General features: G+C 70.1%; 9 protein-coding genes and 1 pseudogene. All 10 read left to right on the top strand.

From position 1 onward, the window contains the following. The first annotated feature begins 309 nt into the window (after positions 1–309). The 10 genes and pseudogenes from AB0M67_RS09280 (at position 310) to ispG (AB0M67_RS09235) (ending at position 12298) form a co-directional block, all read left to right on the top strand. Positions 310–2229, top strand: a complete 1920-nt coding sequence (locus AB0M67_RS09280; RefSeq protein WP_365744485.1) for a 1-deoxy-D-xylulose-5-phosphate synthase — start codon at positions 310–312, stop codon at positions 2227–2229. Continuing rightward, the gene (gene ispG / locus AB0M67_RS09275) at positions 2226–3368 is read left to right on the top strand and encodes a flavodoxin-dependent (E)-4-hydroxy-3-methylbut-2-enyl-diphosphate synthase (protein WP_365744255.1); all 1143 of its coding nucleotides are present in this window, start codon (positions 2226–2228) and stop codon (positions 3366–3368) included. Before AB0M67_RS09280 ends, ispG (AB0M67_RS09275) begins: the two co-directional genes overlap by 4 nt. After that, the gene (locus AB0M67_RS09270; RefSeq protein ID WP_365744253.1) at positions 3365–4456 is read left to right on the top strand and encodes a polyprenyl synthetase family protein; all 1092 of its coding nucleotides are present in this window, start codon (positions 3365–3367) and stop codon (positions 4454–4456) included. Before ispG (AB0M67_RS09275) ends, AB0M67_RS09270 begins: the two co-directional genes overlap by 4 nt. Continuing rightward, positions 4453–5502, top strand: a complete 1050-nt coding sequence (locus AB0M67_RS09265; protein ID WP_365744251.1) for a 4-hydroxy-3-methylbut-2-enyl diphosphate reductase — start codon at positions 4453–4455, stop codon at positions 5500–5502. Before AB0M67_RS09270 ends, AB0M67_RS09265 begins: the two co-directional genes overlap by 4 nt. A gap of 9 nt (positions 5503–5511) precedes the next feature. Further along, complete coding sequence (locus AB0M67_RS09260) at positions 5512–6510, top strand: terpene synthase family protein (protein WP_365744249.1); 999 nt, start codon at positions 5512–5514, stop codon at positions 6508–6510. A 314-nt stretch (positions 6511–6824) separates the two neighbouring features. After that, positions 6825–7304: pseudogene (locus AB0M67_RS09255) on the top strand (1-deoxy-D-xylulose-5-phosphate synthase N-terminal domain-containing protein); the annotation flags it as partial. Positions 7305–7419: 115 nt separating this feature from the next. Next, positions 7420–8496, top strand: a complete 1077-nt coding sequence (locus AB0M67_RS09250; RefSeq protein WP_365744247.1) for a polyprenyl synthetase family protein — start codon at positions 7420–7422, stop codon at positions 8494–8496. Between the two features lie 87 nt (positions 8497–8583). Then, entirely contained in the window at positions 8584–8889 is a 306-nt protein-coding gene (locus tag AB0M67_RS09245) for a polyhydroxyalkanoate synthesis regulator DNA-binding domain-containing protein (protein ID WP_365744245.1), read from the top strand. A 125-nt stretch (positions 8890–9014) separates the two neighbouring features. Beyond that, positions 9015–10502, top strand: coding sequence for an AarF/UbiB family protein (locus AB0M67_RS09240; protein ID WP_365744243.1), 1488 nt, complete (start codon positions 9015–9017; stop codon positions 10500–10502). Positions 10503–11158: 656 nt separating this feature from the next. Then, positions 11159–12298 (top strand): flavodoxin-dependent (E)-4-hydroxy-3-methylbut-2-enyl-diphosphate synthase, encoded by a 1140-nt coding sequence (gene ispG / locus AB0M67_RS09235; RefSeq protein WP_365744241.1) that lies wholly within the window; start codon positions 11159–11161, stop codon positions 12296–12298. The last annotated feature ends 17 nt before the right edge of the window (positions 12299–12315 follow it).

Raw genomic sequence — 12315 nt, 5'->3', positions numbered from 1 at the left:
CAAGGGCGCATAGAGGTAGCACGCGCAGCACATCCCCCACGCAACTCCCCTATACGGGAGCGGGGTCGGCGGATGTACTGAATGGGAGTTACCCGCCCGGATCGGTCATTCAATCCCGGTGCGCCAACGAGGGCCGGTTCCTGTTGGGCCGGGTCCTGTTGGGCCGGGTCCTGTTGGGCCGGTTCCCTTCCGCGGTTTGGGCCGGGTCCCTTCCCCAGTGAGGAGCTCCTGATGCCCGCGATCTCCGGGGCCGGCGCCGTGACCGAGGCCCACCCACATCGCACCGACCGCCGCAGTGAGGACAACTCGATGAGTATCGCCAGTGAATACGTCTCCCGTTTTCCGCTGCTGGCCGAGGCCGGCAGCCCCGCGGACCTCCGGGCGGTGCCCGGGGAGGGGCTGGGCGCGCTGGCTGCCGAGATCAGGGCGTTCCTGGTGGAGACGGTATGCGCGACGGGAGGGCATCTGGGGCCGAATCTGGGGGTGGTGGAGCTGACCATCGCGCTGCACAGGGTGTTCGACTCGCCCCGGGACGCGATCGTTTTCGATACCGGGCACCAGGCATATGTGCACAAACTACTGACCGGCCGCCGTGAGGATTTCGGGTCGCTGCGGAGGGCCGGGGGCTTGTCGGGGTACCCGTCCCGGGCCGAGTCGCCGCATGACCTGGTGGAGAACTCGCATGCCTCCACCGCCCTCTCCTACGCGGACGGTCTGGCCAAGGCCCGTGAGCTGGCGGGGGAGTCGGACCGTGCGGTCGTGGCGGTGGTGGGGGACGGCGCGCTGACGGGGGGAATGTCCTGGGAGGCCCTGAACAACCTCGGGGCCGCGCGGACGCGTCCGGTGATCGTGGTGCTCAACGACAACGGCCGTTCCTACGACCCGACTCAAGGCGGGCTCGCCGACCATCTGACGGTCCTGAGGGAATCCGGCGTCGCGGCGGCCCGCCCGAATGTGTTCACCGGTCTGGGGTTCGCCTATACCGGCCCGGTCGACGGTCATGACACGGCCGCGGTCGAGGAGGCGTTGCGGCGGGCGCGGGGGCTGGCCTGTCCGGTGGTGGTGCATGTGGTGACGGTCAAGGGCCGGGGGTACGCGCCGGCGGAGGCGGACGAGGCGGACTGTCTGCACGCGGTCGGCGTCGTCGACCCGTCCACCGGGCGCCCCGCGGTAGCGGCCGGGGGTTCGGGGCGGTCGTGGACGGGCGTGTTCGCGGACGAGTTGACGGCGGTGGCGGCCGAGCACCCCGAGGTGGTGGCCGTCACGGCGTCGATGCTGCGGCCGACGGGTCTGCACCGGATGCGGGAGAAGTTCCCGGACCGGGTCTTCGACGTCGGCATCGCCGAGCAGCATGCCGTCACCTCCGCCGCCGGGCTCGCCATGGCCGGTCTGCACCCGGTCGTCGCCCTCTACGCCACGTTCCTGGGCCGCGCCTTCGACCAGGTGCTGATGGATGTCGCGCTGCACCGCCTGCCGGTCACCTTCGTCCTGGACCGGGCCGGCATCACCGGCCCCGACGGCCCCTCCCACCACGGCATATGGGACCTGGCCGTCCTCGGCGCCGTCCCCGGCATGCGGGTGGCTGTTCCGCGCGACGCCGTACAGCTGCGGGAACTCCTGACCGAGGCCGTCACCCACAGCGCCGGGCCCACCGCTCTGCGCTTCCCGAAAGCCCCTGCCGGGGACGGTCTGACGGCACTGGAGCGTCAGGGCCCCGTCGACATCCTCTTCCGTTCCGGTGTCCGGGACGTTCTGCTCGTCGCCGCCGGCCCGCTGGCCGCGCCGGCCGTCGAGGCCGGTGCCTACCTCAGCGGCCAGGGCATCGGATGTACGGTCGCCGACCCCCGCTGGGCCCTGCCCGTTCCTCGTCGGCTCACCGAACTCGCCACCCGTCACCGCCTGGTGGTCACCGTCGAGGACAACATCCGCTCCTGCGGCATGGGAACAGCCGTCGCCCAGGCACTCACCGACATCGCGAGCACGGTGCCCGTCCACGTCCTGGGCCTGCCGCACCGCTTCATCCCCCATGGAACCCGCGCCGGCCTGCTCGCCGAGGCGGGCCTCGACGCCCGGGGCATCGTCCGGACCGTACTCCGGGCCCGCGCACGGCTCCCCCGCCACCCCGAGCACGCCGAGACCCCCGAGTACGCCGAGTACGCCGAGTACGCCGAGACCCCCGAGCACCCCGAGACCCCTGAGCACCCCGAGCCTCCCGTGGAGACACGATGACCACCGACCTGGGCCTGCCCGCCCTCCCCTCCACTCCGGCGCGCCGCCGCACCCGCCAACTCCACGTCGGCGATGTCCTGGTGGGCGGCGGCGCGCCGGTCTCCGTACAGACCATGACCACCACCCTCACCGCCGACGTCGACGCCACCCTCCAGCAGATCGCCGAAGTCACCGCCGCGGGCTGTGACATCGTCCGCGTCGCCGTCCCCTCCCAGGACGATGCCGACGCCCTCCCACAGATCGCCGCCAAGTCCCCCATCCCCGTCATCGCCGACATCCACTTCCAGCCCCGCTACGTCTTCGCGGCCATCGACGCAGGCTGCGCCGCCGTACGCGTCAACCCGGGCAACATCCGCACGTTCGACGACCGGGTGGGGGACATCGCGAAAGCCGCCGCGGCGGCGGGGATACCGATCCGTATCGGCGTCAACGCCGGCTCCCTCGACCACCGTCTCCTCGTCAAGTACGGGAAAGCCACCCCCGAAGCGCTGATCGAATCGGCCCTGTGGGAGTGCTCCCTGTTCGAGGAACACGGCTTCAGGGACATCAAGATCGCGGTCAAGCACCACGATCCGCTCACGATGATCACGGCCAACCGGCTCCTCGCCGAACGCTGCGACTACCCCCTCCACCTCGGCGTCACCGAAGCCGGACCGGCGTTCCAGGGCTCCATCAAATCCGCCGTCGCCCTCGGCATCCTCCTCGGCGAGGGCATCGGCGACACCATCCGCGTCTCCCTCTCCGCCCCACCCGTCGAGCAGGTCAAGGCCGGCTGCCACATCCTGTCCTCCCTCGGCCTGCGCCCCCGGAAGCTGGAGATCGTCTCCTGCCCCGGCTGCGGACGCCTCCAGGTCGACATCCACCGACTCGCCGCCAAGGTGGAGGCCGCGTTCGACGGCTTCCCCCACCCCCTGCGGATCGCGGTGATGGGCTGCGTCGTCAACGGTCCCGGCGAGGCCCGGGAAGCCGACCTCGGCGTCTCCTGCGGCAACGGCAAAGGCCAGATCTTCCGCAAGGGCCAGGTCATCACCACCGTCCCCGAGAACAAGATCGTCGAAGCACTCCTCGACGAAGCACTCCGACTCGCGGACGAACTCAACTCCCACGACTCATCCGCCCAGCACGGGAAGTCCTCATGACCACCGCCACAGCCCCGCCCGACCCCGGCGGCCTCGACCAGGACCTGGTCCGTAACGAGGTCGACGGTGTACTCGACGGCTTCCTCACCAGGAAGGCCGGTACCTTCGCCGAGCAGCAGCTGCCCGCGGAAGTGACCGACGTTCTACGGGACTTCCTCCACGCGGGCGGGAAGCGCATCCGGCCCCTGCTCTGCCTGGCCGGCTGGCACGCCGCGGGAGGACAGGGCCGCCCGCGCGCCATCGGCCAGGCCGCCGCGTCCCTGGAGATGTTCCACGCCTTCTGTCTGATCCACGACGACGTCATGGACCAGTCCGACACCCGCCGCGGACACCCCGCCGTCCACCGCACCCTCGCCGCACACCACACCCACGGCCGCACCAGCACCGCGGCCGACCGGCTCGGCACCAGCGCCGCCGTCCTCATCGGCGACCTCGCACTGGTCTGGGCCGACGAACTCCTCCACACCGCCGGCCTCACCCGCCGGCAGCTCACCGACGTCCTGCCACTGATCGACGTCATGCGCACCGAGGTCATGTACGGCCAGTACCTCGACGTCACCGCCACCGGAACACCCACCGGCGATGTCGAACGGGCACTGTCGATCTGCCGCTACAAAACCGCCAAGTACACCGTCGAACGGCCCCTGCACATCGGCGCCGCCCTCGCCGGGGCGGGACCCGCGGCCCTGGCCGCCCTGACGGCCTACGCCATCCCCGTGGGCGAGGCGTTCCAGCTCCGCGACGACCTCCTCGGCGTCTTCGGCGATCCCGCGCTGACGGGAAAGCCCGCGCTGGACGATCTACGGGAGGGCAAGGCCACCGTCCTGGCCGCTCTGGCGCTGCGCCATGCCTCCCGTGTCCAGGCGGATCAGCTCCGCCTGTTCCTGGGCTGCCGCACTCTGACGGACGATCAGGCCGACACCGCCCGGGAGATCATCGTCGCGACCGGCGCCGCCCACCGGGTCGAGACCATGATCGCCGACCGTTACGAACGGGCTCTCCGGCACCTGGAGAGCGCCCCGTTCGAGCCCGCCTCCGCCGATCTCCTGCGGGAGTTCGCCGACAGCGCTGTCCGCAGGCAGACATGAACACACCGAAACCGCGCAAGCGGGTACTCCTGGCCGCTCCGCGCGGCTGGTGCGCGGGCGTGGACCGGGCCGTCCAGGCCGTGGAGAAGGCGTTGGAGCAGTACGGCGCCCCCATCTACGTACGGCACGAGATCGTCCACAACACCTACGTCGTCCGGACCCTGGAGAAGAAGGGCGCCATCTTCGTCGAGCGGACCGACCAGGTGCCCGAGGGCTCCATCCTCATGCTCTCCGCGCACGGCGTCGCACCGTCCGTCCACGCGGAGGCCGCCGGCCGGAACCTCGCCACCATCGACGCGACCTGCCCCCTGGTCACCAAGGTCCACAGAGAAGCCGTCCGCTTCGCGAACGAGGACTACGACATCCTCCTCATCGGCCACGAAGGCCACGAGGAAGTCATCGGCACCAGCGGCGAGGCCCCCGACCGCATCACCCTCGTCGACGGCCCCGACGACGTCACGAACATCCAGGTCCGCGACGAGTCCAAGGTCGTCTGGCTCTCCCAGACCACCCTCTCCGTCGACGAGACCATGGAAACCGTCGACGCCCTCAAGACCAGATTCCCGCGGCTGACCTCACCTCCGAGCGACGACATCTGCTACGCCACACAGAACCGCCAGACCGCGGTCAAAAAGCTCGCCGAGGAGGCTGAGCTGGTCCTCGTCGTCGGCTCCCGTAACTCCTCCAACTCGGTCCGCATGGTGGAGGTCGCCCGCGACGCCGGCGCCCCCGCCGCCCAGCTGATCGACAACGCCGACGGCATCGACGAGACCTGGCTGAAGGGCGTCACCACGGTCGGCCTCACCTCCGGAGCCTCCGCGCCCGACGTGCTGGTCGACGGCGTCCTCCACTGGCTCACCGACCACGGATACCAGGACGTCGAGACCGTGAAGACCGCGGACGAGTCCATCACCTTCGCTCTCCCCAGGGAACTCCGCCACGACCTGCGTGCCGGCAACCCTCCCCACACGACCGGGCCCGCTCCCGGGCCCGCTCCCGGGCCCGTTGCCACCCACAGCGCCACCCGTCACCCGCCACAGGAGTGAGACCCGATCATGTGGAAGCAGCGAGTCACCGTGACTCTGCCCAGCTACGAGATCCCTGTCCCGGTTCGCCCGGCCCCCTTCGAGCAGATGGTGATCCGGAGCGAGGAGCCCTGGGCGAAGCGCATGGGAATCGATGACTCCACCATCGATTCCTACCGCGCTCTCAACAGCGGCCGTCTCGCCTCACTCGAATACCCCACCTCCCCCCTGGAGGAATGCGAGCAAGCCAATAACTGGACGTGGTGGTACTTCTACTACGACGACCAGTTCAGCGGTCCGCTCGGCCTCGACCTGCCCGGCACCCGGCGCACCATCGAGACCACGCTCAAGGTGTTCCGCGGGCACCGGCCGGACCCCTCCGACCTCCGCAACTGGGCGCTGTACCACCTCTGCGAAGAACTCTTCGCAGCCATGCCGACGGCGTGGAACAACAGGTTCGTCGAGCACAACGACGCATGGCTCCGCGGCTATCTGTGGGAGACCGCCCTGCGCATCGAGGATCGCGTCCCCGGCCTCGCGGAGTTCACGTCCAACCGGCTGTGGACCTCCGGCATGAAGATGACGATGGACCTCGTCGAATACGCCGCGCGGGTCGCACCGCCCGAATGGTTCATGAGGCACAAGGTCATCGATCAGCTCACCACCGACCTGAGCAATATGACCGGTTGGTCCAACGAAGTGATCTCACTGGACATGGAAGCCCGATTCCACCCGGTGAACAACCTGGTCTATGTCCTCTACCGGCATGAAACACACAACATGCAAGAAGCGGTGGACCGCACCCACACCATGTACCGGAACGTATCCCGGGACGCACTCGCCGCCCGGCGACAACTTCCCGCGGTCATGGACGAACTTCACCTGACCCGGTCCGAGCAGGGCGCCGCCTGGCGCCGGCTGGAAGCGGCGTACACCTGTCTCGGCGGCGGCCTCGCCTGGCAGCTGGAAACCGGGCGCTACAAACACACCACGGGAACCGTCGACCTGCCCGTCCCCGAACTGACCTGACTCCACGCATCCCTGACGGCGCCTCAGAGGACGGGTGGATCCGCCTGGCGAACAGCTGCCCTCGCAGCCGCGTGCCGGCCGCCGGGGCGCACGGTGGATCGCGCGCCCCGGGCGCGTGTGGGAGCACCGTTCCGGCGGGTCCGGGGAATGTACGCCGCGGCGCACTTCGTAGTACGTGTACACGTCAACGGTGGGTGATGTACGCCTTCTCGGAACTGACCGTCCGGGCGATGCTGGGAGCCGCGTGCGGTGTCCCGGGGGCTGGACCGTGCGGAAACAGGACGTGTCCTGCCGAGGCGAGGCTGGTGTGTCGCATGGTCGCTGTTGCCGCCCCGAAAACGGCGTGGCCGTTGCTGGAACTGACGGCAGGGCCCGCGGACGTACGCCGGCTGCCGGCCGGGCAACTGCCCTCGCCGGCCGCCGAGATCCGCGGTTTCCTGGTCGAGAAGGTGTCTGCCGCGGGCGGGCATCTGGGGCCGAACCTGGGCGTGGTGGAGCTGACCCTGGCGCTGCACCGGGCCTTCGACGTGGTGGCCGGTGATGTGGTCCTGTTCGACACCGGGCATCAGTCATATGTCCACAAGCTGCTGACCGGCCGCCGGGCCGGTTTCGAGCGGCTTCGTCGGACGGGCGGCCTGTCGGGTTACCCCTCGCGGGCCGAGTCCCCGCATGACTGGGTGGAGAACTCGCACGCTTCCGCGACCCTGTCCTATGCGGATGGCCAGGCCAAGGCCCGCCAGTTGTCGGGGGATCCGGGCGCGGTCGTCGCGGTGGTCGGCGACGGGGCGTTGACGTCCGCACCGTCCCCGAACACTCGATCGCCACAGCCCTCATCGGAGAAGCCCTCACTCTCTCTCGCCCAAGGACCCGACCCCGACCTCTAGGACCCGACCTCAAGGACAACACCGGATGAGCACCACCACCGCACCCCCCTCGCCCCTGGACCCCGCCGCGATCCGCACCGCCGTCGACCAGTTGCTGTACGGGTTTCTCGACGAACAGGAACGTGCCACCCCCGAACTCCCCGAACTCAACCTGTTCACCGGCAACTTGAGGGACATGCTGCGGGCCGGCGGCAAACGGATCCGTCCGATCCTGTGCCTCACCGGCTGGCACGCCATCACCGACCGCACCCCGCCGCCCGGGGTGTGGCGGGTCGCCGCCTCACTTGAGCTGTTCCACGCCTTCGCTCTCATCCACGACGACATCATGGACAACTCCGACACCCGGCGCGGCCGACCCACCGCCCACCGCGCCCTCGCCACCCACCACCAGGCCCGGCCAGACGCGGACAGCGTCGGCGTCAACGCCGCGATCCTGCTGGGCGACCTCGCCCTCGGCTGGTCCTACGAACTCCTGCACGCCCCCGACGTGACCCCCGCCGAACTCGCCGCCGTATGGCCGCTGTTGAACGCGCTGCGCACCGAAACCCTGGTGGGGCAGTATCTGGACCTCACCGCCACCGGTGACCCGACCGCGGATACCGACACCGCCTGGCGGATCATCCGCTACAAGACCGCCAAGTACACCATCGAACGCCCCCTCCACCTGGGCGCCACCCTCGCCGGCGCGACCGCGGCCCAGCTGCGGTGCCTGACCGCCTACGCGCTGCCGCTCGGCGAAGCGTTCCAGCTGCGCGACGACCTCCTCGGCGTCTGGGGGGACCCCGAGCAGACCGGCAAGTCCACCCTGGACGACCTGCGCGAGGGCAAGCACACCGTGCTGGTCGCGACCGCCCTGGAGCAGGCGACCGTCCCTCAGCAGCGCAGCCTTCGCCACCGCTTCGGCCACCCCCGGCTGAACGAGGCCGACGCCGAACAGCTCCGCACGGTCCTCACCGACAGCGGCGCCCAGGCCGCCACCGAACAGCTCATCATCGACAAACGAGACCAGGCCCTGGAGGCCCTGGCCGCCACCCATCTGCAACCCACCGGACCGTTCTGGCTCCGTCAGTTCGCCCACACCGTCACCACCCGTGCCGTCTGACCCCGCCCGGTGGCCGACCGAACCGGCCGGCCCGCAGGTCGGCGCCGGCCGTACGGCACTGCCCGCCGAACCCGGCACGGTGAGCCAGTGACCGGAGCGGACGGCCCCGCCGCGGCGGGGCACCGGAGAGTACGTCTTGTGCTGCGGACCCGGGACGGCCTGCTCTTCGATCCTTCCGCCGGCCGGACCGTCACCCCGGAGGAGCTGGCGGACGACGTGCGGCGCGGGCACCGGTTCCAGGCCCGCGACAGTGAGCACGGCACTGACTGCACCTACCGGGTCCTCGTCCAGATCCTCCTCACCGCGCTCACGCCCGCCGAGCCCGGGACGGGGACGGGGACCGGGAGCGGAACCGGGACCACCGGGACCGGGACCACCGGACGAGAACGATGACAGGCCCGCCGTACCACTCCGTATCCGCCCATGGCCGATCCCGGCTCCGCGCGTGAGCCGGTCGGTTCCCGCGTATCACTGGTCGGCCTGCCCTTGGAGGACGGGTGCTGTCTCGCGCTCGATTTGTGTCCGGAGTCCTGGGGCGCCTGCTCGCCGACGAGCTGCGGCGCCCCCAACAGGCGGGCCGCACGGACCGGTTCGCGGGCGAGGGGCCCGACGGCGGGCGCAAGCGCGCGCGGGCGGTACGTGAGGCACTTGAGTCGCTGGGCCCCTTCTACATCAAGATCGGGCAGATGCTCTCCACCCGCCCCGACTTCATCCCCCCGGCGATGATCGAAGAGTTCACCAGCCTCCACGACCAGGTCTCCCCCGCCCCGTTCAGCGTCTTCGAACCGGTCCTGGCCGGCGAGTACGGAGCCCACTGGCCCCGCCTGTTCCGCGAGATCGACACCAGCACACCGCTCGGAGCCGCCTCACTGGCCCAGGTCTACCGAGCCGTTCTCGCCGACGGCACGCCCGCCGCGGTCAAGATCCAGCGTCCCGGCGTGGCGGCGCTGATGACCCAGGACATGGCCGTCCTGCCCAGAGCGGCCCGTCTGATCGCCAGAGCCGCACCCCGGTTCACGACCGTCATCGACCTGCCCGCCATGCTCGCGGTCCTCTTCGACGCCATGGAAGGAGAAACCGACTTCCGCAAAGAAGCCGCCAATATGCGCCGCGCCCGCCGCCTCACCGAGGACTTCACCCATCTGACCGTCCCCCGCGTCCTGTCCGAACCCACACCACGGGTCCTGATCCAGTCCCTGGCCCCCGGCACCTCCGTCCGCGACGCCGATCCCGCCGTGTTCACCGAAGAAGAACGCACCGGAATCGGCCGGGACCTCATGGCCTTCATGTACCGGGGATACTTCCTCGACCGGTTCTTCCACGCCGACCCCCACCCGGGGAACGTCTTCGCCGCCCCCGGCCACCCCGCTCACCTCATCGACTGGGGCATGACCGGCCGCATCGAGGCCAACGTCAGCAAAAGCCTCGTCCTGGCTCTGCTGAACATCGCCGCCAACGACGGCTCCGGCCTGGCGAGAACCTGGACCGAGATGGGACATGCCACCCCCTGGGCCGACCTGCCCGGCTTCCGCAGCGACCTGAGCGCCCTGATCCCCAAGGTGTTCTCCGCCTCGCTCGACGAACTCCATGTCGGCGTCACCCTCACCGCCGTCCTCACCCACGCCACTCGCCGGGGCATCAGCACCAGCCCCGTCATCGCCCTCCTGGGGAAATCCTTCGCCAATCTCGAAGGCTCCATCCGCCATCTCTGCCCCGAACTGTCCATCACCGAGGTCTTCGAAGACATCCTGCAAACCATCGTCTTCGGCCTCGCCAAGGAAACCCTCTCCGAACAGCAAGCGGCCCGTATCGCCCTCGAACTCATGATCGCCGCCCCCACCGGCCTCCAGCAGACACGCCACATCCTGCGCGACCTCACCGACCGCGACCTCACCCTCCGCATCAACACCGCTGGGAACAGCCCCGGCAGCCACGGGACCGACCGACGCACCTACGCGATGGTGCTCCTGGTAGCCGCCGTCATCTGGAACAGCCGCAGACGGTAGCCGAGGCGCTTCGCGTAGGGCCGCCCCCACCGCGCGCCTCCCGCGCACCGGCCGGTAGCGCGGCGGATGCGGGCGCGGGGACGGCGACGAGGGGCGTGAGTCGGAGCAGGCCGTGCTTCGACTTCCCGGCCGCGCGCCGTACCGGAACGGCCGTGGATCTGCTGGTATGGAGATCAGCGCATTGACCGCCGACACAAGCGGAATGATCCGTCGGGCCCAGTTGGAGACCGGTCGGGCCTAGTTGGAGAGCCGGCGAGCCGAACCGCTGCTGCGGACTCGCCACAGCGATCAACCAGGCACGCAAGGACACACCCCGCGCCTCCGCCTCAGGCCGACCGATACCGCCCCGAGGCCTCGGGGCCCCGAGGCCCTGGGAACACCGCACCACAGTCGGCGCGTCGATCCGCCACACGTACCGACGCCCCGGTCGGACGGAGGCGCCCGGGGGCGGGCCTGTACGAGCACGACCACCGCAGCCCGGACGGCCCCCGCGTACCCTCACCGCCCGGCCTCTGGGACATCCGTGGTTCGGGCTCCACCCGCCGCCACCGCCCTGCTCGATTCCTTCGGCCAACGACCAACACGACCCACGCGAGCCCGACCCACGCGAGCCCGACCCAAGCGAACCCGATCCACGCAAGCCCAGAGGAACGACCATGGCCTCCATCGACCTGGGGCTTCCCCAACCACCCCCGCCCACACGCACGCCGCCGCGCCGCCACTCCCGGAAGATCCACGTCGGCAACGTCCCCGTGGGCGGCGACGCACCCGTCAGCGTCCAGACCATGACGACCACCCTCACCACCGACATCGACGCAACCCTCCAGCAGATCGCCGAGATCACCGCCGCCGGGTGCGACATCGTGCGCGTCGCCGTCCCCTCCCAGGACGACGCCGACGCCCTGCCCGCCATCGTCGCCAAGTCGAGCCTGCCCGTCATCGCCGACATCCACTTCCAGCCTCGCTACGTCTTCGCCGCCATCGACGCCGGCTGCGCCGCCGTTCGCGTCAACCCCGGCAACATCAGGAAATTCGACGACAAGGTCCGCGAGATCGCCCAGGCCGCGGGCGCGGCCCGGGTGCCGATCCGCATCGGCGTCAACGCCGGCTCCCTCGACCCGCGTCTGCTCGCCAAACACGGCTCCGCCACCCCCGAGGCGCTCGTGGAATCAGCCTTGTGGGAATGCTCGCTCTTCGAGGAACACGGCTTTGAGGACATCAAGATCGCCGTGAAGCACCACGACCCGCTCACCGTCATCGCCGCCAACCGCCTGCTCGCCGCGGCCTGCGACTACCCCCTCCACCTCGGTGTCACCGAAGCCGGCACCAGCCTCCAGGGCTCCGTCAAGTCCGCCGTCGCCTTCGGCGTCCTCCTCACCGAGGGCATCGGCGACACCATCCGCGTCTCCCTCTCCGCGCCCCCGGTCGAACAGGTCAAGGCCGGAGCACACATCCTGCAGTCCCTCGGCCTGCGCCCCCGCAAGCTGGAGATCGTCTCCTGCCCCGGCTGCGGCCGTCTCCAAGTCGACATCCACCACCTCGCCCAGCGGGTCGAGGCAGCGTTCGACGGCTTCCCCCATCCCATCCGCGTCGCCGTCATGGGCTGCGTCGTCAACGGGCCGGGGGAAGCCCGCGAAGCCGACCTCGGCGTCTCCTGCGGCAACGGCAAGGGCCAGATCTTCGTGCAAGGCGAAGTCATCCGCACCGTCCCCGAACACCGGATCGTCGACGCCCTGCTCGAAGAAGCCCTGCGCCTGACCGAAGGACCGGGCATCGCCGAGAAGACAGCGCCGTGACCACGCTGTCCGTGGTG

This window comes from Streptomyces sp. NPDC051662 (assembly GCF_040681655.1).
GTDB lineage: Bacteria > Actinomycetota > Actinomycetes > Streptomycetales > Streptomycetaceae > Streptomyces.
Note: the sequence above shows the minus strand (reverse complement) of the source record. Positions and strands in the feature narration are given on the sequence as shown.

What these genes read in the sequence shown, in the direction of transcription:
- AB0M67_RS09280 (WP_365744485.1), top strand. Translation starts at nt 310, where the DNA reads ATGAGTATCGCCAGTGAATACGTCTCCCGTTTTCCGCTGCTGGCCGAG.
- ispG (WP_365744255.1), top strand. Translation starts at nt 2,226, where the DNA reads ATGACCACCGACCTGGGCCTGCCCGCCCTCCCCTCCACTCCGGCGCGC.
- AB0M67_RS09270 (WP_365744253.1), top strand. Translation starts at nt 3,365, where the DNA reads ATGACCACCGCCACAGCCCCGCCCGACCCCGGCGGCCTCGACCAGGAC.
- AB0M67_RS09265 (WP_365744251.1), top strand. Translation starts at nt 4,453, where the DNA reads ATGAACACACCGAAACCGCGCAAGCGGGTACTCCTGGCCGCTCCGCGC.
- AB0M67_RS09260 (WP_365744249.1), top strand. Translation starts at nt 5,512, where the DNA reads ATGTGGAAGCAGCGAGTCACCGTGACTCTGCCCAGCTACGAGATCCCT.
- AB0M67_RS09250 (WP_365744247.1), top strand. Translation starts at nt 7,420, where the DNA reads ATGAGCACCACCACCGCACCCCCCTCGCCCCTGGACCCCGCCGCGATC.
- ispG (WP_365744241.1), top strand. Translation starts at nt 11,159, where the DNA reads ATGGCCTCCATCGACCTGGGGCTTCCCCAACCACCCCCGCCCACACGC.